Genomic DNA, 21,732 nt, shown 5'->3' with positions numbered 1-21,732 from the left:
TTTCACCTTATGCCTTTTATTTCGTTGTATAATTCCTTTAATACTTGCCTATAGTCTCCTTTCCCTTCTTCTATATCGTCCATACGTTTCAGAAGATCCTTGGTTCTATCCTCAGAAACGAATTTTCCATACTTATAGCTAAGGAATTTATATACTTCCTCTCCTAGTCTTGTTGGAATCAGCCTCTTAGATTTCATGCTTTCAAACACATAACCTCTTCTCAGGAGGGTGGAAATGATAGAGGAATAAGTGCTTGGTCTTCCAATTCCCTTATTTTTCATTTCAGAAACCAGTTCCCCCTGAGTAAATAGGAGACTATTGCTTTTAATAAATGAATTAGTTAAAGTAGCTTCAAGCTCAAAGGGCAGAGTTCCTCTAACTACCTTGTCTAACGAGGTGGATACTGATCTGAAAGGAATGTATAAATTATCAGATGGTAACCCTACGTCTTTTTGAAGGCTTACCTTTACAACTTGTTCTACTACATTACTGTCAAGAGACAATGTAGTTTCTCCCTTCTTACATGATATCTTTACCACTTCTTTTTCAACAACGAGTGGAACGAGTTGGCTCGATAGAAATCTCCTAAATATCATATCGTATAACCTATAATGATTGAACGTCAGTCTCTTAGAAGGTTCTATCTCTCCCTGCTCTATCATTACCCTTAACTGCTCAGCGTTAAGCGGTCTTGTAGGTCTAATTGCTTCGTGCGCGCCACCTTCTCCCCAGCTTCTAGGCACGAATATTTCCTTATATTTTTCCCCTATCATGTCTTTAAGAAAAGTTTCAGCGACGTTTATACCCACGTTTGAGATCCTGGTACTATCAGTCCTATGATATGTTATGAGACCGCTCTCAAACAGATCCTGGGCTACTCTCATTGACTCTTGGGTAGGAATCAAGTAAAACGTTGAGGCGTCGGCTAGGTAAGTATCCGTGGTATAAGCTGGAAAAGGTCCTATAGTTTCTTGCTTCCTTTGAAGGTCCTCTATAATGATCTTTACCTTAGTGTTCTTCCTTATTCCAGGCTGCACAGGTACTAATACGCTAAAACCGTTAAACCTAGCCACGTAAACCTTCTTTTTCGTGCTTTTATATTCCTCATATCTGTTCTTTATCCATCCTAGTACTGGTGTCTGAACTCTACCTGCACTCAAATTCCTGTTACCTGCTTCGCAATCGTTCCTTGACGTAAATTCGGTGCAATATTTTCTCCAGAACTCTTCTTTCAACTTACTGGTCAGTTTGAACCCTATCCATCTATCCTCAATCCTTCTGACCAATTGAGAACGCAACATTGGAACAGAGAAATTCCTTGGTGAGTTAATAGACTCGGTTATAGCTCTCCTAGTTATCTCGTGAAATTCAGCCCTGTATATTCTATTGTTGAAAGGTCTCAAGTTTAAGTACAAATCCCAAGCTATTTTCTCCCCTTCTACGTCAGGGTCAGAGCCTATGAGGACTTCGTCAACTTCCATGGCAAGTTCTCTTAACGCACTTATGGATCGCTGCTTGTCTCTGATATTTTTAGAACCGCATATAGGACAAATGCAACCTTCTCCATACTCTGTAAACTGATGTCCATTTTCACATTTCTTTATAGTATTATAAAAGGGAATGGCATCTATGTGTGAATCGTCCCCGCTGTGAACTTCTACTCCATAAATTCCTATCTCCTTCGTTGTCAGGTCATATACGTGACCCTCACTGGCAGTTATCATTAATATTTTATCTCCCATTACTGTTTCATATACTCTAAGTCCTTCAAATTCCCTAATACTTGGTCGTGAGAAAAAATTTGATATAGTCTTTGCCTTGTTGGGAGATTCTACTATTAGAAGAACGGATTTTATCCTGCCTAATGACTGAGAAATTGTACCCATTTCCCTTTTTCTCATTATTTCAGATCTTTCAGAATCGATCTTTTTTATTATATCTTTTAAGCCGATTCCTCCTACCGTCTCGTTCTCTATATCAAAGGGACTCCATGATAGATTTTCAAGAATAAAGGATAGCCTCTTTTTTAAAAGTTCAAAGAGGGTAGTATCGTCTACCAATAATACTGATAGTCCTGTCGTAAGATGGCCTCCATATAGCCTAGATGCGCGCCCACTAGCTTGTATATAAGTTAGATAGTCTGGCATAGAAATGTAATCTCCATTTACAGATACATCTCCGAATCGAGATATTTGTTCTATAACGTTCTTTTGCTTTAAATAATAATTTACTATTTCATATGCTTTAATTAGATTCCTATCCTCTAGATCACCTTCCTTAACAGATTTGGCTAACATTGCTAAGGCTGCGGTTGATATCTTTCTCAATTTATACTTAACAATCTTAAGCGTGTTTGTTACGTTAGGATCCTTTAAGATTACAGATAATATTGTAAGTATCCTTAACATTGCTAGAGGATGCATCGTTTCTCCAAGTTTGAATCTAAACTTTGGAATACCAGCAAATAACGTGTATCTAACCCTCCACGGAATGTCAATCCCTCTCACTAACAGGCCGTAATGTGTCGCTACTCCTATAAGTATGTCTAGTGAGCCGTTTTCGAACTCTTCTAGTTTCTTCGTGCTATTTGATGATAAAACTGAGACGTTTAACCCTTCTATCCCTTTCTCGATCTCGTGAGCGTACTTAAGTCCCCTGTCAATTGGGACAAAAATAAGTCCGCCCGGTCCTAGCTTATTTACTATTTGATTAACCTGAATAACAGGATTTTCTTCGACTACAAATGAATCAATAACATTTCTTAGGTATATTGTAGCACTTCCTGGCTTAAAACCGACTAGAGATGTAAAAACTGGATTGCTCTTAGTTATAGTTGCTGAGGAGAATATTGTAATCCTTTCTCCCATGAACTTTTTTCTTATCTTCCTTATTTCTTCAAACGAGGACTTATCGTCTCTAGATAACCTTAGCAGCTCTCTAGCCTTGCCTATGTTATCATCGTTGAATCCCATTAACTTGAGGATGGTGATAGAACTCTTACTCGACTTCAGTACTGCGTCAACGTCATCAATAAAGAGATACCTATATTTTATTTTATTCAATTCGTCTAGATTTTCCATGACGTATCTTGATGTAGAAATCAAAACATCAAAGTCTCTCTCATTGAGCGACTTATTAAACTCAGCCTTCTTTGACCTAGTAATCCCGCTACTATAGTAAAGGACTCTTGGTGGCTGATCTAAAAGTTTACTCATCTCTTGTATTTTCTGAACTACCTGAGAGACTAATGTCTTTGTGGGAAACATCATCAACGATTTTTGAGACTTTGAGGCAAAGTACAAAGACATAATAATTCCGAAAGTAGTCTTACCTAGACCAGGAGGCGCTACTATAGCGAAACTTTCTCCTCTAAGGGCTCTTATTATCCAAGACCTCTGTGGACCTATTGGTCCTGTTCCTACAACTTTCCTAAATAACTGTACTACATTTTTTTCCTCATTCAGAATATTTTTTTCATTTTGTAATAATCTTATTTTATTTTGCTCTTCAAGTATACTAATAAGTTCACTTAATTCGTTTATTTTGATTTTACCATCAGCAAGACAATTCTCACATGTCAAACCCTGAACTAATCTAAGTGACGTGATGTTAGACCCACAGTTAGGGCATGATTGAATGTAAACTATGTTAGGTATGTCATCACTAACATTCATCAACTATCATCTCAAAAAGACTTATTTAAATGGTTATAGTAGATTCAAATATGTCGTCGAATCTAAAGCTTAGAGTACTAGAGGCCAGACAAAAAGATGTAGGAAGAAAGATTGCCAGAATGACTGAGAGCTCTATGAGAAAGTTGGGAATAGAAACTGGTGATTATATAGAGCTCACTGGACCCTCGGGCACTGCCCTATTGCAGTCCATGCCCGCTTATGATTTAAGTGATGGAGAGATTAGGGTTGATGGATACGTAAGGAAGACAATAGGCGTCTCTATTGGCGATGAGGTAAACGTTAAGAAAGCTAAGGTAGATCCTGCAACTAAGCTGACGTTAGCCCCTACCCAACCTATTCGTTTCGATCAAACGTTTATAGATTACGTAAAGGAGTACCTTATGTACAAGCCACTAATCAAAGGGGAGACGGTATCTATACCATTGTACACAGGCACTATAGACCTAGTCGTTTCTAACACTCAACCAACTAACTACGTTTTCGTCACAAATAGCACCGAGATGACTATAAAGGAGGAACCTGTTAGAGAGGCCCAAGTATATCCTAGAGTGACGTGGGAGGACATAGGTGATCTAGATGACGTAAAGGAAAAACTAAGAGAAATGATAGAGCTACCTATGAAACATCCAGAACTCTTTCAACATCTAGGCATTGAACCACCAAAAGGAGTTTTATTATACGGTCCTCCTGGGGTAGGGAAAACTCTTCTTGCAAGGGCCTTAGCAAATGAAATCGGGGCCTATTTTGTATCTATAAATGGACCCGAAATTATGAGTAAGTTTTACGGGGAGAGCGAACAAAGACTTAGGGAAATATTTGATGATGCGGACAAGAACGCTCCTTCAATTATTTTTATTGATGAAATAGATGCGATAGCTCCAAGCAGAGAAGAAGTGACAGGCGAGGTAGAGAAGAGAGTAGTGTCTCAGTTACTAACCTTAATGGACGGAATTAAAGGTCGTGGAAGAATAGTAGTTATCGGGGCTACTAACAGACCTAATGCAGTAGACCAAGCGTTGAGGAGACCTGGTCGATTTGATAGGGAAATAGAGATTAGGCCACCTGATACAAAGGCACGTAAAGAGATATTACAGGTTCACACTAGGAATATGCCATTATCTGATGATGTTAACCTAAACCTGATCGCTGAGATGACATACGGCTACACTGGTGCAGATATAGCTGCATTAGCTAAAGAGGCGGCGATGTACGCTCTCAGGCGTTTCATAAATTCTGGAGATAGAAAGAAGCTTCTAGAACAGGATAGACTATCCCCTGAGGTACTCAAAGAACTCAAAGTAACTATGGAAGATTTTATGAACGCTATGAAGTTCGTACAACCTACATTGCTCAGGGAAGTATATGTAGAGGTTCCTAAGGTTAGATGGTCAGAAATTGGTGGACTAGATAATGTAAAACAGCAATTGAGAGAGGCAGTTGAATGGCCTATGAGATTTCCCGATGTTTTCAATAAGACTGGTATCAGACCGCCAAAAGGTGTACTGTTGTTTGGGCCTCCAGGTACCGGAAAGACCATGTTAGCTAAGGCTGTTGCTACAGAGAGCGGGGCGAACTTCATTGCAGTCAGAGGACCTGAAGTTCTCTCTAAGTGGGTTGGAGAGAGCGAGAAGGCTATAAGAGAGATTTTCAAGAGAGCTAGACAGACTGCTCCTACTGTAATATTTTTCGATGAGATAGACTCTATAGCACCAATGAGAGGAATGGGATACGATAGCGGAGTCACAGAAAGGATGGTTAATCAACTCCTTTCAGAGATGGATGGAATAGTACCTTTAAGTAAGGTAGTTGTGATAGCAGCTACAAATAGACCTGACATAATTGACCCAGGACTCCTAAGGCCTGGCAGATTCGACAGATTAATCTATGTACCACCTCCTGATAAACAGGCCAGACTTGAAATACTGAAAGTTCACACTAAGTCCGTACCTTTGGCGCCTGATGTCGATCTCAATGCGTTAGCAGATAAAACTGAAGGATATACTGGTGCTGATCTAGAAGCTTTAGTAAGAGAGGCCACAATGATTTCGTTAAGGCAGATATACTCCAATTGTAGCGGTGTTACAGAAAGGGAATGTAAAGCTGTGAAAGGAGATGGAGCAACAGAATGTTATAATAAGACAATGAAAGAATGTATTGAATCTAACACTCCCAAGGTTAGTGCACAAAATTTTGATGAAGCAATGAAGATAGTAACGCCGAGCCTAACAAAAGCCCAGATAGATAGATATGAGAAGATGGCGAAAGAGCTTAAGAGAAGTGCACTGGGATGAAAAAACTTAAGATCCTTTTAGTTATAGCCGATGGCCTTGGAGATAGAAAGGTTGAAGCCTTAGGTGGACAGACGCCTCTTCAAAAAGCTAATAAAGCTAACATAGACTCTTTACTCAGATCATCGTTAGTAGGCTTAATGGACCCGATAGGACCTGGCGTGGTCCCGGGAAGCGATACATCGCATCTTGCCATATTTGGTTTAGATCCTAGGAAGTACTATAAAGGACGTGGCAGTTTTGAAGCACTAGGAGCTGGGGCTACTCTTAACGAAGGTGATGTAGCGTTTAGAGGAAATTTTGCAACTGTAGACAATGATTTACGAGTCGTAGATAGAAGAGCTGGGAGAAAGATTGAGGAAGCTGATGATTTGGTCAAAGAGCTTAACAGTAAGATAGATGAGGTTCAGGGAGTAAAGGTGAGATTTTATCATGGAACAGAACACAGAGTTTCATTAGTCTTGTCTGGAGATAATTTAAGCGATAAAGTCTCTGATACAGATCCTCATGAGATAGGGAAAAGAGTACTGCATAGCGAGCCTCTAGATGGATCTCTAAACTCTAAAAGGACTGCCCAAATAGTGAATGACCTCACCAAGAGAATGTTCGAGGTACTTTCTAAATCGAAATTTAATGAGAAGAGAGAATCGGAGGGTTTACCTCCTGCAAATATTATCCTACTGAGAGGAGCATCAGTCCATACAGAACTTCCAAAACTTAAGGACTACACTCAGCTAAGTTCCGCTGCGGTCTCTGCTACTGCTCTAATAAAAGGAGTATGTAAGTCAATAGGTATGGAAGTAATTACACCTCCAGGAGCAACTGGTGGTATAGATACAGATTATATTGCTAAAGCGGATGCGGCGGCTAACCTTCTAAAGGATCATGACTTAGTATTTCTTCATATCAAGGCCACAGATGCGGCATCCCACGACGGTAAGGCTTTGGAGAAAGTCAAGGCAATAGAAATGATTGACAAGGCTATCGGAAAGGTACTAGATACTTTCGGATCTGATATAATTCTCCTTTTTACCGGAGACCATTCTACGCCCGTGGAACTAAAAGAGCATTCAGGAGATCCTGTACCTGTATTATTATATGCTCCAGTTAACATAGCTCCAGACAGCGTTAATAGCTTCGATGAAATCTCAGTTAGGAAAGGGAGCCTTAAGATCGTTGGATTAAATATAATAGATCTGCTTCTCAACTACTCAAATAGAGCTTCTAAATATGGGGCGTAAAATTGATGAGGCTCGAAAGGTCTGATAGATGAAGAGCTCGCGCAGGTCTGATCAACACGGCTCTACTGTAAACTTAGAAAGAATATCTCTAACCCTCCACCTAGATCCGCTCCAGTTTTCAAGGCAGACGGCCCCTGCGTTGGGTTGGCCGTAAATTATGAGATCCCCATCCTTTCCGTACATTATTACGGGGATTACCATCATGTCGTCCTCACCATCTACAAACAAAGACGTAGGTTTGCTGTTCTCCATGATGCTTTTTATTTTTGACATAACGCTCAACCTTAGTATTCCAGGTTCGTTGATAACTCGGAACTCGGTTTCCCTGTGATCTAAAGTTTTATTTCGCTTAGTCTTACCATCTATAATAGAAAGGAAAGGAGTCATGTGTAGACTTACCAAGTTCGTTACCACATCTCCTACCGTTATTACTCTCTCAAATTTGCTTGTATAGCGAATAAGTTTTTCGTTATCAGAAAAAAGTATTCCGTAAGGTCTGCTTAACTCCGTTCTAACTTTAGTTGTTGGCTTAAAACATAAGTCTATTTGACGTTTATAGCGTATCTCCAAGGCCTAGATTCACCCATTAATGCGGCCAACTCTGATTTGTCACTAAGTAATATTACCATACCTTCCCATTCATCACTGAATAACGTTCCATCGCATATAGGACATCGCTGGACATCCTTATCAACTAGTGCTTTGCATGATCTGCACGCCTTCAAGTTCTTAACCGACGTTATTATTCCCTCCTTTCAATTTTACCTAAGCCTGTCTGTTTCATGGTTAGTCCTATCCTAGGTGGTCTATTGCTAGCCGTAGATGATACTGTCATCACCCTAGCTCTTACTAGGTCACCTTTTTGGAAAGACTTCTTGCTCTTTTCTCCTACTAAAATGCCCCTCACAGAATCAAATTTGTAGTTATCGTCTCCAATTTGCGATACGTGTACTAATCCGTCCATTGGACCCATGTTAACATAGATACCGTAGTTGTCCACCTGGGTTATATCTCCCTCTACTACCTCCTGAATAATTGGCAAGAAAGTTAGTAGTTCAAATTCAACTTCATGATACGTAGCCCCGTCCCCAAAGACTATCATTCCCTCCTCACTTACGTTAGCCTTTATGACTGTTAGAACTAAACCTAAATCCTTAAATAATCTCTCTTTATATTCATTGTTAAGGATATCTAAAGCCGTCTTGCTTAAAGGTTCCCCAAACAGTTCAGGAGGGATTCTAACTACGCCCTTAGCTTTTATAACTTTGAACATAAAGAGTCGAGCCTAAATAGTATGAAAAGATTTTATAACTTTACCCCCTCGTCCTAACGAAATTATTTCTACATTGTTCATTTTAGCTCTCTTTCTTAAACACTCGTCATTAGTAAAAATAATCAAGCCAAGATCTTTTGCTGTTTCTAATAGAGCGTCGTCTGTAGGTAAATCGGAATGCATATCCACCTCTTCCCACCAGGTCTTATAAACTTCCAGATATTTCCTCGCTAAAGATAGCTTTGATGTAATTTTTGTACTTTTATTATATTTATGAAATAAAATATCTAACTCCTTCAAAACAAGCTTATGAATGTAAAATCTCGGTTTATAACTAAATTTCTCCAATATCAAATCAAAAGGATCAACCTTATCATATACAGACATTAAAATATTAGTGTCCACCAATACACCTATGCGATCACTTGACCCCATCCTACCAATCTCCATCTACCACCTATTTGTCTGCTTATAACTAATCTAGCCTTTTTATCCCATATAGCTAAGGGCCTTTTTAGCTCTATCTCTAGTTCATCGTGCTTGGCCCTAGTCACAACTCCTAGGCTTGTAGCAGAGCCTAAAGTTATCAGCAAAGTCTCTTTAGGTTTAATTGGATCTACCTTACTCATCTCCTTACTACCTACTACTCTCTCTAGGAGATTATATGTAGAAGTTATTTTCCAGAGAACTGGGATATCGACTTTAGCTGATGTAACAACGCTCCCTATTAAACTATCTGCCTTGGTTATAGAAGGGTCTAGATAAGTCCCCATAGCTACTAATCCACCAGGTTTCGCATATTTGTATTCTTGGTCTCCAAATCGTAGAGACGATATCTCTGTGTAGATTGGTTTATAGCTAACCTTTCCCTTTTCCTCAATTCTCAGACCCGGTAAGATCTTTATCTCTTGATTAACTTCAAAGACTCCTTGGACTATACTTCCTCCAATAACTCCTCCTTTCAATTCGTTATACGGAGTACCAGGTCTATTGACGTCAAAGCTCCTAATTACAAGCATAAACGGATCTAGCGTTGAATCCCTCTTTGGCGTTGGTATTTTCCTCTCTAGAGCCTCTATCAAGGCATCTATGTTAATTTTATGAAGAGCGCTTACAGGAACGATTTCAGCTCCTTCTGCCCATGACCCTTTAATAAATTCCCTTATTTGATTGTACTGAGACACCGCTGCCTCTCTGGAGACCACATCCACTTTATTTTGGACAATCACTATCCTATTTATTCCAGCTATCCCTAATGCAACAAAGTGTTCCCTCGTTTGGGGTTGTGGAAAGGGCTCATTAGCTGCTACTACCAATATCGCACCATCTAGGACTGCAGTTCCTGAGAGCATTGTAGCCATTAACACTTCATGACCAGGGGCATCAAGAAAGGAGACTCTCCTTAGAAATTCAGGTTCTTCGTCGCTACCGCATGCATTACAGGAAGGTTCGTTTACATAGCCATCAGGAGCCTTACACGTCTTACATAGTCCAAAAGACGCTTCTGCATAACCCAACCTAATCGTCATGCCTCTCTTAAGCTCCTCCGAGTGCTTAGAAGTCCAAACTCCTGTTAACGCCTGAACGAGAGTAGTCTTACCATGATCTACATGACCTACAACACCAATGTTTACTTCGGGCTGTACGACAGGCCAGGGCAAAAAATCACCTTACAATGATGCAGTTAAGTTGCACAGTTTCAATACTAACTACATTACCTCGTACAACTTTACGTCTCTTTTCGCCGTCTTCTTCAGGAACAAAGCCTGGAGGAGCTGTTAGGAGCACCCTTCTCTTGGCCGCCCCTTGAACGTCGGGCCTCATTGGAAATCCAGTATTATCAGAACCACCTGTTATGGCTAGAGTTAAATTGATTCCTTTTATTCCAATGTTGAACTTATCCCCTATTTTGCTGCCTACTAAGTTTAGCTTATTTTGATCCACGTTGAGTTGAAACGCTTTGGTTCTGTAAGCTATAGCGTCGAACTCCTCCATTCCGAACTTCTCTGCTAAACTCTTACTTGCGTGAATTTCGTTCTCTGGAACTTCCGTTGATTCCTTAGCTAAGAAATGTACTTTTACCTTAACTTTCTTGTCCCCTTCCTGTTTTTGTATCTCAACAGTTACAAATTGATCTGCACCTAATTTCTCCTTGGTCTTTGGGTTAACCATACAGAGAGGTAAAGTCCTTGCTTCCTTTTCACCTTCCTCTGCCTCAACTGTATCTATTAATCTAACCTTAACTTTAACTGGAGTTACTTTCTTTGACAAAGGATCAGATATGACAAGCTTGAAGTCGGCCACTGTTCTTTCCCCTTTTCAAAGAGGTATATTGACTCGAGTATATAAACTCAGGGTTAATTGGGACTAATATGAAACTAGGAATCCTCTTAGTCCTTCATGGGAGTAGAGTTAACGAATGGAGAGACGTTGCAGTTAATTATAGGGATCTACTTAAAAATTATTTCGATTTGGTCCAATTTGGATTCATTGAATTCAATGAACCAACTCTTAGACAGGCTACAGAATCGCTTATCAGATTGGGAGCAACTAAGATCGTCGCTGTTCCGCTACTCTTTGCAGCTGGGGCTCACTTCTATAGAGATATACCAAGGCTGATCGGAGTAAACGAAAATGGAAAGGTTAATATTGATAATAAGATCGTAGACGTCATAATAGCAAGGCCTATAGGCATTGATAAAAGGGTAGCTGAGATACTTAAAGAACGGGTAGAACAAGCAATTGATGGCCTTAGGCAAGTTTGATGGACTCTGCGAACCAAAAAATCCTGGTGGGATATCCACTTACGGCTACGTTATATACTTAGGTCAAAGAAAGATAGAGGGAATGGGATTAGCGGAGATCCCTTGGAGTCCAAACTCTACAAATAATGTTGCAGAATACACTGGACTAATTTGCATGCTGAGGGAAATGATAGGCTTAAGGGTAAGTAGAGCTCTGATCATGGGAGATAGTCAGTTGGTTATTAAACAGTTATTGGGAGAATATGCTGTTAAATCTCAGAGAATTATCCCATTGTTTAACAAGGCTAGAAAAATGCTTAGCAGCTTTGAATATGTTGAAATTAGATGGATACCAAGAGAGGAAAACAAAGATGCGGATAAAATGACAAGAATAGCGTACGAATTAGTGTTAAAGGGAAAATTAAAGAAAATAGGCTGTGATACGTAACCTAGCTTGACGCACTGACCAACAGTTCCGCCTTTGCAGGATCATAAAACCAATTATGAGGCAACTTATTTATACTCTTATAATAATAGGATAGCCTTCTTATCTTAGACTCTATTTCTTCAAGCCCTTTCTTAGCCGTTTTATCTGCCGGATATTCGTTAAGATGTCTCCTAACGTTTACAGCCCTTCTTATCAGGTTGAATAGGTCCTCTGGAATTTGGGGCGCTAATTTCCTCTCTTCTAAGAACTGTACAACTTTCTTTCCAATAATCTGCTTTGCTAGAGGGACGCCGTACTGATCCCTTAAGGCTATACCTATCATTGAAGGAGAGTACCCTTTCTTCGCTAGTTCTTCTATTAACATTTCTACTTCTTCCCTGGAGAATCTAACCCATTTAGGCGATCCTGCCCTTACTGGCCTAGTTGAGTGGGAACTACCGTTAGCTCTTCTTTTGTTCAACGGAAATCACCATTAGCTAAGATGAAATTGTTCCGTTCTTTTTAAGTTCTTCCCTCATCATCAAGGTTCCCTTTACCATCGAAACCATTTTGGAGAAAGCTATATCCCTAGGGAGTAATTTCAATCCACAATCTGGATTTATCCATATTTTCTCTAGTGGGAAGTACTCCATCACTCTCTTAATATCTCTATAAACCTCTTCTGGGGTTTCAACGTTACGATTATGGACGTCTATAACTCCAGCTCCAATCTCCTTATCATATCCTACTTCTTTAAATAATTTCAAAGGTTTGTAATTATACATTTTTAGAGCAAAATTTATTTGATCGACTTTCAGGTCGTTAAGGTATGGCGCGACTATCTTATAGTTTCCATAGCATATATGGACCATTAGCTTAGCGTTTATACCCTTCACCGACTCATTAACTGCATCTATTGCCCATTTTACCTCGTCAGCGTTAGAATGTATTGCAGGTTCATCGATCTGAATAATCTTACTTCCTGCTTCAACCAGATTCTTTAACTCTGTATTTATCACCTTAGCAAGATCAAAAACCATCTCTTGTCTGTCCTTATAGTACTCATTATAAGACCAGTATCCAATTGTATAAGGTCCAGTAATTGTTACTTTGAAGAAAGGTGTGTAAGATATGCTCTTGGTAAACTGAACCTCATCTACTAACATAGGATTCCTGTACTCTATCTTTGAAACAACCGAAGGTTTCTTATAATAGGCGGTACCCCACACTCTAACAGGTCCATAGAATTTGAAACCGTTCAGCCTTTCTGCAAAAAATTCAACCATTTCATCTCTTTTTACTTCTCCGTCTGTCGGGACGTCTATGCCGGCCTTCTGATGGTCCCTCATCACTACTACCGCAGCGTCATTAAATGCCTCTTCAAGATCCTCTTTCTTTATTCTACCGTTTCTTGATAGAGATATAGCTTCCCTAAGCCATTTAGGCCTAGGATAGCTTCCAATTACAGTTGTTGGAAGCATTTCAAGTTGCATTACTGATCACCTAACATCTTAAGAAGTTTAAGCTTTCTTAAAGCAATAACCTCAGGTATAAAATCCATGGGTGAAGCGTTACCTATAAGGACCTCCGTGGCCCCTTTCTCTCTCGCCTTCTCTACGATCCTCCTGATCGTTGATAACCTCTCCAGCTTAGTATTCCTGGAGTTAAGGACACCGAAAAACACACGACGATTAACAATCCTCTTGTAAACTTGAGCCATAAGGTTAAGATTTTCTATAACGTCTATTCCAAAAACGTCTACCGGTAAGTCAAAGAAAATGTCAAGTTTTGATGTATCTACCTTAAAATATGTGATTATATGTTTCTCTTGAGGAACCCCGCTAACCAGTTCAGTGTAGGCGTCTTTAAGCTTTGATAGTATAGAGGTTTTTACACCCTTCGTGAAAAGGGAAGGCTCATGGATTTCTATTGCTTTGATGTCTGATGGTATAGACTTAAGGACAGAATTAACCTGGTTTGAATAAACGTGGATGAGATCCGAAGTTTCATAATACTTATTGTCACTAAGAAGGGCATATGTAAGGGGGCCAACTACTACTGCCTTTAATATCCCCTTAAATCCTACCTCTTTAGCTATATTTATATCGTCTCGCAATGATTTTATATACTCTTCTGGACTTGCCTTAATTTCATTTTTAATGACAGGTTTTCTATAATAGAAGTTGTTATCATAGAACCTGTCTAATTCCCCTTTAATTGGTCCGGAAAGGTATGAGAAGGTTAGATCAACTATGTCATCCCATCTAAACATACCATCCGTAGTATATTTTACGTTTATGCTCTGAACTGTTATGAGGAAATTTTTAATTCTTTTATATATTTCACTATCTAGGGTATTTTTATCAATTTTACCCGATCTATATCTTGAAAAAACCTTCCCTAAAGATATAGGCCTTGGATAACTTCCTATTACACTTAACGGAAACTTTATCACCCCATTTGAGGAGCTAATAGGTACACTACATTACCTCCGTTCTCCATATTAAATTCTAGCTGTAGTGGTTTTTGTTCAGCATAGAGGAGGTTGATGAAACCTGAAAGTCTTGTTAATATAAGTATATCTTCCAAGTATTCAGAGGAGTAACTAGATACGGAAGGTTTTTTCAGCTCTATCTCTTGGAGACCACCTATATCTTTAGTGAACTCTACCTCAACCTCTACTTCACCCTTAGATCTTAGCTTAAGTTCTGATTCGTTAGAGTCTATCTCTACAGAATCACTAACTGACGAAATCTCCGATATTGCCTTTTTAAAACCTGAAGAGTTTATTTTGGCTCTTACGTCATAGTCTAATTTCAGCTCTGGTATCTCCTGGACAGGAACCTCTATATTCCTTACAATAAACTCCTTCCTTGGATCGCCTAACATTCTTATTATAGCTTGAGATTCATCATTAATCTCAATTTCCATTTTTTCCTTTTTCCTAGCGCTTGACATTATCTTTTCTAAATATTGCGTGTTAAAACCAAAATTGAGCTGATCGTTTACATCGAACTCTTCAAAAGCTTCCTTAGGAAAATGTAACTTTAGAAGCGATATATGAGCTCTATCAATAGCTGTAAGATCTAAACCAGCGTTTGTAAAAGAAAGAGTTGCCTCATCAATTAACCTTGTAAGAGCTTCGATAATTACCTTAAAGTCCATTGCGTTACTATAGACGATTCTCATCTCATTTCCTCAAATAATATTATTTCAGGATACTATAAGCTATAACCCTTATTTTATACCTATACTCATAGCCATCTATAGAATTTAACCAAGAGATTTAACTTTAATAATTTTATGCCATTAATTAAGCTGTTTAGCTTAAGCCTTATCATATAGGCTATACAGCTTTTGTCACTGTTCCATAAAAATGGATAGCTTTAAATGTAAAATATATTAAATTTATGATGCCGCAGTAGTCTAGCCCGGTCTAGGATGGGGGCCTGTCGAGCCCCTGACCCGGGTTCAAATCCCGGCTGCGGCGCCTCATTATTTCAGAATGTTCTCCTTAATACTAACAAATAATGATAGGACTCACTATTATTTTTCCTAAATGTCTAAAATATTAGATTTACAAAATATTTAACTGAATTCGTTTCGGTTCACAATGAAACGTTAGAATGTTTACGCCGGGGGCGGGATTTGAACCCGCGCAGGGAATGACCCTACTGGCTAACCAGGATGCTCTCAAGGCCAGCCCCTTGGTCCGCTCGGGCACCCCGGCATCATAATAATCGCTTGTTCTCTCTTTAATTGTTTACTACAAAGACTATCGAATATCCTTTAACGCTCTTCAACACTTCTACCTTAGAAAAATATTTACTAAAAACCTTAATTGCGTTAACTTCTCCTCTATATAGGACCATTTGTATGTATCCAGCTCTTTCGAGTTTTTCTGACGCCTCGACAGCTAATTTCTCTAAGATCTCTACGCCTTTGGAAAGAGGAGGGTTTGAGAAGATGGCACTAGCCTTCACATCTAGTGCAGATAGAACGTCGCTTCGTAGCACTGTGACTCTCTCTTTCAATTTATATCTCTCTACGTTCTCCTTAGATGCCTTCACTGCTAAAGGATTAGCATCGAGCATGTAAACTCTTAAACTAGGATTTTGTAAGGCAAGGTAAATCCCGATAGGTCCATAACCACACCCTAGATCCACCACTGTTCCTTCTTTTGGAATTATTAAATTCTCAAGTAGTACTCGAGTTCCTAAGTCAAGCCTCTTTTTGGAAAAAAGACCAGGATAGCTTATTAGGCTCAGAGGAACACCGTTAACTACATCTGTTACGACATAAATCATTTCTTCCAAGCCTTTGGATAAATATCCTTGTCCATAAGTACTCTTTCTGTCTTTACGACCTCCCCTTTCTTACCTAATTGCTTGGAATCGATCACTGCTTTACCTATTGCGATACCTTCACCCTTCCACGTTATAAGACCTACATAATCTCCCTTCTTGAAATCTTGATAAGCTATGATCCCGGGAGCCATGAGCGGTGAACCGTAAGAAATGGAATTTACAGTCTCATCGTCGACTATAATCTTTGGTACGCCACAGAAGGCTATCTCCATAGGCATAAGGATTTTCCTGAGCTCCTCTTCTTCTCCACAGTTACGATATAGATATAGGGCCTCCGAAACTTGCTGCAAGGTCACCAAAGTGTCTTCTTTGAATATTCCAGATCTCACTCTCCTTAGCTCCCTCATATGAGCCCCACAATTTAACAAAATCCCCATATCATGACATATTTTTCTCATATATGTTCCAGGCTCAGATGATATTCTCATCAGAACCTTCCTCTTGTCTATTTCTAGGACATCAATAGAGTAAACCTCTCTCTTTCTAACCCTTCTCTTGACTGATGATCTAACAGGAGGTTTTTGATATATTTTCCCTATGAACGTCTTCGCAACGTCCATGATCTCGCTCTCGTTGACATCGCAATGTACTTCCATAAGACACACATATTCCTTAATTGACTTCGTAACCAAATTCATTATTTTAGTTGCTTTACCTAATCCAATGGGCAGGACACCTGTAACCTTGGGATTACCCCGCTTAGAGCAGCTCTAGGGTCCCTCCGTGCCCTACCCTAGGGAGATTAAACATGTTCTTAATCCAGAATGCGACTTCGTGACTAGTTGGGCCTGGCGGCTTATCCAAATTGATTATCGACGTCTTAATCAGTTCTGGTACAGACCTTTTATCGGGATAAGATCCGAAATCTCCTATAGGAACGTAAGCCTTGACTGTATTCCAAGATAAACTTGCATTACAAAACTCATCTATTCTCCTTATAAAAGGGGTAATATTCATTCATATCACTGGAATCTTTATCTTCACCCTCTCTTTCATAAAGTCGGTTAGGCCTACTTCCTTAATTTTTGACTCTACCTCTTGATCCGAAGCTCCCTTACTGATCTCTATAGTCTTATCGGTTGGTTCAATATGAGATATGTTGGCCCTCCTTCTTTTAACTCCACTAAGGCTCTTAGGACCAGTTATAAGTACAAAATTATCATCTATGATATCTACAATAACACATTTACTACCAGCCTCTCTACCCGTAAGCTTTACACATATTCTTCCAACTTCTATTATCGCCATATCGGAACACGAAGACAAAATTAGCTCGTTATATTAAAAATTTACTGCCAGTACTTTCTATAACGAATAAACTTCCTCTCTTCCTCCATTAATTTTTCATAGAACTTATCCTCTCCTTGTGAGAGATACCTTAATACGTTAGCTAGATTCGAAGGACCTATTCCTCTTACCGCTAGGGCCAAGAAAGTCATTCTTCCGTAATTAGTAAAGAGTGAAGAGATGAGCTTCAGCTCAGATAATCTCTTCCTCTCTTTACCGTTAAGTCTTTTCCCTTCTATATTCTTCCTTATTATGTCTATAGCCTCTTTGTCATCAGGAAAAGTCGAGGTTATAAAGACAGAATCGCATTTTGGACACTTGTTAGGTGTCTCGGATACTTTGGATGTAGAATTCCATCCACACATAAGACATATGAAGAGAAGTTCTTTATTCATCATTCTCCTCTTAAATACTTCTATCATGAGAGGCTTTTCATTAGAAGGAGTGAACGCAAGGAGCCGCTGCAAGAAGTCCTCAGCCAGAGGTGAGGGTGAAGGTACCTCTACAACGTTCCATTTAACTTTCCTAATCAGTGGTATTACGTCTAAGTCATGAAACTTTACCAAGAATTCTTTTATAGCCTCCTTACCTATTATGGTATCTATATATGCCTTTAGAACATATTGGCCCAATTTAGCCTCAACTCCTTTATCTATAGCCCCAAATCTTTGAGCCTCAATAAGTAAGATCCATTTGAATTGGGGAGAACCTATTATCTCGCTTTCCAACAGACTGGATGCATATTTTAAATCTATCAGGCTGAGTTTATTAATTACTTCATTTACTAATTGAAGATTAAAAGAAGACATTGAGGTTATCACTATGTGATAAGGATCGTTTCTGTAGGAGACTGTATACCCTTTTGAGGCAAAAATGGCACAAATGAGTGAACCTAAAGTATTGTTACCCTTAGATCCGAAAGGAGAATGAATGACTATCAAGTCTGATCCAATTAGCTCCACAAGGATCTCATCTCTCCTTGGAATCGGATAGTTCCTAGATAAATGATCTTCTAACTTCTCTCTAATCTCTTTTTCTACCGTAATTTTTCCAGATAGGATATCCTCAAGGTAACTATATACTTTCATTGATATCTCCTTCTCCACAGGAATAGCTTCGCCGAACCAACTAGGTAAGTCACCTTTCTTTAGTTCTGCCGAAACGACATAGACTTTCCCATCATCGATTGAGATAACACGCCAAAGCTTACCGCCTAAAATGAAAACGTCATCCTCACTAAGTATAGAGACGAAATCAAAATCTAGATTTCCTACTTTCTGATTAGAATCGGTATCTATAACAGTGTAAGATGTGTTGGAGTCAGGTATCATGTTAATACTATAGTAGTACTTCCATGTCCTCCTTGACGGTTTCAATTTGTCTCCTTCCCTCTTTATAACTTTCTCTGCTTGTAACTGCTCTATTACTTCTTCTAATTCCTCGAGTGATAGGTTCTTAAAATATGGAGAACCGTGAAAGATTTCAAGGGCATCCTTTAGGGACACCGGTTCATCGATTACCATCCCGGCTAGCTGATGAGCTATTACATCTAGAGGATTTTCCTCGGGCACCATGGGCTCAAGATACTCTCTGGAAAGCTCTGTAATTGCTTTTGACTCTAAAACGTCGTATATAGAACTCCCTGGTATTACTATGCCTTTAGCTACGCCTTTTAGTGAATGTCCACTTCGTCCGACTCTTTGAACTAGTCTTACGCACTGCCTTGGGGACATATACTGAATTACTAGAGAGATATTACCAATATCTATTCCTAGCTCTAGGCTAGAGGTGGCCACAATGGCATCCAGTTTTCCCTTCTTAAACTCATTTTCTGTGTCCATTCTCACCTCTCTAGAAAGCGAACCGTGATGAGAGGCTATCTTAATGTTAAACATTTGGCCAAGTTCATGAGCAAGAAACTCTGCCGTCTCTCTTGTATTTGTAAAAATTAAAGTAGGCTTGCTTTTCTCTATTATCTCAACTAGCCTTGTCAATCTGGAAAATAAAACTGGGTCCTTGCCATATCTTAAAGATTTGTCTACTATTTCTCTTGAGACTTGAGGTATATCAACTATTACCTCCATCTCTTTTCTTGCATCTATTTTAGCGACTTCTACATCTTCGTTTAAGCTTAGATATGCCTTAGCTAACTCAATGTTACTTATTGTTGCAGACAAACCTATAATTCTTGGATTTTTCGTAATTCTCTTGATCCTTTGAATAACAACCGACAATTCGTAGCCTCTTTTCTCATCCAGCATCTCCTGAAGCTCGTCTATTATAATCCATCTTAAGTTGCTAAGTAAATTTTTCATTCTATTGTAAGTGATCAGGTAGAGAAGCGTCTCAGGAGTAGTTATAAGGAGATCAGGAGGATTTAGTACCACGTCTTTTTTCTCCTTCCTGGAGTTATCTCCATGTCTAGTGCTTACGTTTACCCCAAACTCCTGCCCAATTCTTTTTAGCCTTGCCTCTAAATCTCTATTTAATGCTCTTAATGGCGAAATATACAAAGCAGATATTTTATTATATTTGTTTAAAAATAGATGATACATGACAGGGATTATTGCGGCTTCCGTTTTTCCGTGACCAGTTGGAGCAACGATTAAAGTGTGCTTTCCTTTTAGTATACTTGGTATTGCCATTTTTTGAATAGGAGTAAGCTGAGTATATCCAAGAGATCTAAGTTTTAAGATAAATTCCTGAGCGGTCGAATACATGAAGACATATTATTTTCGACTATTAGGTTTTTTAAAGATATGGAAGTTACCCTTAGATATCTCATTGTACTCTCTATAACCTTAATTGAAGTAGCCCTTATACCTTATTTGATTCCTACATATCTAGGACAGCTATCTGCTTTTCTAATCATTCCTCTTGCCCTCTTCATTAACGGAGTAGTATTTCCATTTATACTTGAATCTATGTTTTCAAGTTTTGCATATGCTCTATCTATTGTTACTCTGCTCACTTTGTTCAACGTCAGCGATCTTCTAGCAGTTACATATTACATCTCGGGCTTAGGGGTTGCATTTCTTATCATGTTTTTAACAAGATCGCTCTGGGAGAGAAGCACACTTACGATAAGGAGGTTAAATAGAAGACCTGATTCGAAAATCTTCTTGCTAACGTTTGTTTTGTCGATACTTGTATACTGGTTAACCAAATCCGTTTTCCTAGTAGTAGGAGTAATTGTTGATTGTGTGTTTTCATCTTTTCTTGGTGAATTTTATTTAGCGTTACTCTCCTCCTTGTCATGGATTCTTCTACCGTATCTAATAATATTTGAACCAAAATCATACAATGGACCTAGTAATCAAATATATATTGGTACAATTGAAAAAGTATTAATAAAAGGAGTAATTCCGGGCATATTTCAATCTGGTTATAGATATAAATGGGTTAATGAAAGAGGAAAATTTTACATAGATTTCAATAAAATGAAGAATTATAATTCTGTGATCATAGGATCCAGTGGATATGGAAAGTCGACCTTAGCTAGGACTATTCTGAGCCAGATTAAAATTGACTATATAGTCTTCGATATTCACGGGGAGTATTCTGACATTCCAGGAAAGAAGATAGATATGTCAGTTAATGGCTTAAACCCTTTATCGCTTTTTGAAAGATCTCCAAAACAGAGATCAACCGAAATAGCTATGATGCTGAAGTCAGTATTCGGTCTAGGAAACATTCAAACGATGACTATCTCAAATCTGCTGATTGAAGCCTATCAAGAAAAAGGGATATATGATGAAGATCGAAGTACTTGGAGCTTAGAGCCTCCAACAATTAGAGATCTAATTACACTCATCCAGAGAAAAAAGGTAGCTGCTATTAACTCTCAAGACATAAATCAGCTGAAAAGCATTGAGCCTTACCTGTTGTTCCTAGATTCTAACGTGTTTTTAGGGAAGGAAGACATTAAGGATCTTCTTAGAGGTCAGGTTGTACTAGATTTCTCTAAAGTAACAACGTCTCACATAAAATATATAATAATGGAATCTGTACTAATATCAATATTTAATTACATGTATAATGAAAAGTCTAACACCCTGAAAAGGTTGATAGTTATAGATGAGGCTCCTTTTCTCCTTGAAAAGGAAAGCGGCGAGAGGTTGGCAGAGAGGCTATTTGCAGAGGGAAGAAAGTTCGGCCACGGGTTTATTATAATCTCTCAGTACTCAAAAAAGCTAGAAAGAATAATAAATAACGCTACTCTTGTAATGGCTATGAGACTGAGCGAGCCGGACGAGCTCTCTTACATTTCAAAGATCATAGGAGGAAGATATATAAATGCTGAAAGGACAATCTACGAGAGCCTTTCAGGACTTGAGAGAGGAATGATGATAACAAGAGATATAACGGAGGATGAAGTAATAATTGTTCGCATAGATGGGAGGTAATCAG

At 38.9% G+C, this 21,732-nt stretch carries 21 protein-coding genes and 2 tRNA genes; 6 read left to right on the top strand and 17 right to left on the bottom strand.

All coding sequences use genetic code 11. From position 1 onward, the window contains the following. Positions 1-2: 2 nt before the first annotated feature. Complete coding sequence (gene rgy, locus MCUP_RS00380; RefSeq protein ID WP_013736684.1) at positions 3-3,674, bottom strand: reverse gyrase; 3,672 nt, start codon at positions 3,672-3,674, stop codon at positions 3-5. A gap of 50 nt (positions 3,675-3,724) precedes the next feature. Here rgy and MCUP_RS00375 point away from each other — a divergent pair, with 50 nt between their 5' ends. Together MCUP_RS00375 and MCUP_RS00370 are read left to right on the top strand one after the other, a co-directional pair. Continuing rightward, entirely contained in the window at positions 3,725-5,986 is a 2,262-nt protein-coding gene (locus MCUP_RS00375) for a CDC48 family AAA ATPase (protein ID WP_013736683.1), read from the top strand. Beyond that, complete coding sequence (locus tag MCUP_RS00370) at positions 5,983-7,224, top strand: 2,3-bisphosphoglycerate-independent phosphoglycerate mutase (RefSeq protein ID WP_013736682.1); 1,242 nt, start codon at positions 5,983-5,985, stop codon at positions 7,222-7,224. Before MCUP_RS00375 ends, MCUP_RS00370 begins: the two co-directional genes overlap by 4 nt. Positions 7,225-7,275: 51 nt before the next feature. On the opposite strand, the gene MCUP_RS00365 is transcribed toward MCUP_RS00370, so the two are convergent. Genes MCUP_RS00365 through MCUP_RS00345 form a run of 6 tightly spaced genes read right to left on the bottom strand, consistent with a single transcriptional unit; the run spans position 7,276 to position 10,801 of the window. After that, positions 7,276-7,794 carry a GTP-dependent dephospho-CoA kinase family protein gene (locus MCUP_RS00365; protein WP_048057343.1) on the bottom strand — a complete coding sequence of 173 codons (519 nt, stop codon included), beginning with the start codon at positions 7,792-7,794 and terminating at the stop codon, positions 7,276-7,278. Continuing rightward, positions 7,767-7,949 carry a transcription elongation factor subunit Spt4 gene (spt4, locus tag MCUP_RS09795; RefSeq protein WP_237698000.1) on the bottom strand — a complete coding sequence of 61 codons (183 nt, stop codon included), beginning with the start codon at positions 7,947-7,949 and terminating at the stop codon, positions 7,767-7,769. Before spt4 ends, MCUP_RS00365 begins: the two co-directional genes overlap by 28 nt. Before the next feature lie 17 nt (positions 7,950-7,966). After that, on the bottom strand, positions 7,967-8,497 hold the full coding sequence (locus MCUP_RS00360) for a DNA-directed RNA polymerase (protein WP_013736680.1): 531 nt from the start codon (positions 8,495-8,497) through the stop codon (positions 7,967-7,969). Positions 8,498-8,509: 12 nt separating this feature from the next. Next, on the bottom strand, positions 8,510-8,947 hold the full coding sequence (locus MCUP_RS00355; protein WP_237697999.1) for a type II toxin-antitoxin system VapC family toxin: 438 nt from the start codon (positions 8,945-8,947) through the stop codon (positions 8,510-8,512). Continuing rightward, positions 8,911-10,158: a translation initiation factor IF-2 subunit gamma gene (locus MCUP_RS00350; RefSeq protein ID WP_013736678.1), complete on the bottom strand. Its 1,248-nt coding sequence runs from the start codon at positions 10,156-10,158 to the stop codon at positions 8,911-8,913. The genes MCUP_RS00355 and MCUP_RS00350 overlap by 37 nt, the downstream gene beginning before the upstream one ends. A gap of 4 nt (positions 10,159-10,162) precedes the next feature. After that, complete coding sequence (locus MCUP_RS00345) at positions 10,163-10,801, bottom strand: 30S ribosomal protein S6e (RefSeq protein WP_013736677.1); 639 nt, start codon at positions 10,799-10,801, stop codon at positions 10,163-10,165. 68 nt (positions 10,802-10,869) lie between these two features. On the opposite strand from MCUP_RS00345, the gene MCUP_RS00340 reads away from it, so the two are divergent. Beyond that, positions 10,870-11,262, top strand: a complete 393-nt coding sequence (locus tag MCUP_RS00340; RefSeq protein ID WP_013736676.1) for a CbiX/SirB N-terminal domain-containing protein — start codon at positions 10,870-10,872, stop codon at positions 11,260-11,262. Further along, entirely contained in the window at positions 11,243-11,689 is a 447-nt protein-coding gene (gene rnhA, locus MCUP_RS00335) for a ribonuclease HI (RefSeq protein ID WP_013736675.1), read from the top strand. The genes MCUP_RS00340 and rnhA overlap by 20 nt, the downstream gene beginning before the upstream one ends. A 1-nt stretch (position 11,690) precedes the next feature. On the opposite strand, the gene MCUP_RS00330 is transcribed toward rnhA, so the two are convergent. Genes MCUP_RS00330 through pcn form a run of 4 tightly spaced genes read right to left on the bottom strand, consistent with a single transcriptional unit; the run spans position 11,691 to position 14,857 of the window. Continuing rightward, on the bottom strand, positions 11,691-12,149 hold the full coding sequence (locus MCUP_RS00330; RefSeq protein WP_013736674.1) for a 30S ribosomal protein S15: 459 nt from the start codon (positions 12,147-12,149) through the stop codon (positions 11,691-11,693). A gap of 16 nt (positions 12,150-12,165) precedes the next feature. Further along, entirely contained in the window at positions 12,166-13,161 is a 996-nt protein-coding gene (locus MCUP_RS00325) for a methionine synthase (RefSeq protein WP_013736673.1), read from the bottom strand. After that, complete coding sequence (locus MCUP_RS00320) at positions 13,161-14,123, bottom strand: uroporphyrinogen decarboxylase/cobalamine-independent methonine synthase family protein (protein ID WP_013736672.1); 963 nt, start codon at positions 14,121-14,123, stop codon at positions 13,161-13,163. Before MCUP_RS00320 ends, MCUP_RS00325 begins: the two co-directional genes overlap by 1 nt. Next, positions 14,120-14,857: a proliferating cell nuclear antigen (pcna) gene (pcn, locus tag MCUP_RS00315; RefSeq protein ID WP_013736671.1), complete on the bottom strand. Its 738-nt coding sequence runs from the start codon at positions 14,855-14,857 to the stop codon at positions 14,120-14,122. The genes MCUP_RS00320 and pcn overlap by 4 nt, the downstream gene beginning before the upstream one ends. A 226-nt stretch (positions 14,858-15,083) precedes the next feature. Here pcn and MCUP_RS00310 point away from each other — a divergent pair. Then, positions 15,084-15,158 (top strand) — tRNA-Asp (locus tag MCUP_RS00310). 143 nt (positions 15,159-15,301) lie between these two features. On the opposite strand, the gene MCUP_RS00305 is transcribed toward MCUP_RS00310, so the two are convergent. The 6 genes from MCUP_RS00305 to MCUP_RS00280 form a co-directional block, all read right to left on the bottom strand. Beyond that, positions 15,302-15,398 (bottom strand) — tRNA-Ser (locus tag MCUP_RS00305). A gap of 25 nt (positions 15,399-15,423) precedes the next feature. Beyond that, a complete protein-coding gene (locus MCUP_RS00300) occupies positions 15,424-15,975 on the bottom strand; it encodes a class I SAM-dependent methyltransferase (protein ID WP_048057341.1) in 552 nt (183 codons plus the stop codon). Further along, positions 15,972-16,673 (bottom strand): RNA-guided pseudouridylation complex pseudouridine synthase subunit Cbf5, encoded by a 702-nt coding sequence (locus tag MCUP_RS00295; protein WP_048057340.1) that lies wholly within the window; start codon positions 16,671-16,673, stop codon positions 15,972-15,974. Before MCUP_RS00295 ends, MCUP_RS00300 begins: the two co-directional genes overlap by 4 nt. A 61-nt stretch (positions 16,674-16,734) precedes the next feature. After that, complete coding sequence (locus MCUP_RS00290) at positions 16,735-16,992, bottom strand: tRNA pseudouridine synthase A (protein WP_013736668.1); 258 nt, start codon at positions 16,990-16,992, stop codon at positions 16,735-16,737. Then, positions 16,993-17,283: a 50S ribosomal protein L14e gene (locus tag MCUP_RS00285; RefSeq protein WP_013736667.1), complete on the bottom strand. Its 291-nt coding sequence runs from the start codon at positions 17,281-17,283 to the stop codon at positions 16,993-16,995. A gap of 41 nt (positions 17,284-17,324) precedes the next feature. Then, on the bottom strand, positions 17,325-20,042 hold the full coding sequence (locus MCUP_RS00280) for a DEAD/DEAH box helicase (protein WP_013736666.1): 2,718 nt from the start codon (positions 20,040-20,042) through the stop codon (positions 17,325-17,327). Between the two features lie 39 nt (positions 20,043-20,081). On the opposite strand from MCUP_RS00280, the gene MCUP_RS00275 reads away from it, so the two are divergent. After that, positions 20,082-21,728 (top strand): ATP-binding protein, encoded by a 1,647-nt coding sequence (locus MCUP_RS00275; protein WP_013736665.1) that lies wholly within the window; start codon positions 20,082-20,084, stop codon positions 21,726-21,728. Positions 21,729-21,732 lie beyond the last annotated feature (4 nt).

Origin of the sequence: Metallosphaera cuprina Ar-4, from assembly GCF_000204925.1 — an archaeon.
GTDB lineage: Archaea > Thermoproteota > Thermoprotei_A > Sulfolobales > Sulfolobaceae > Metallosphaera > Metallosphaera cuprina.
The sequence above is the reverse complement of the archived record's forward strand: the minus strand, read 5'-3'. Positions and strand labels throughout refer to the sequence as shown.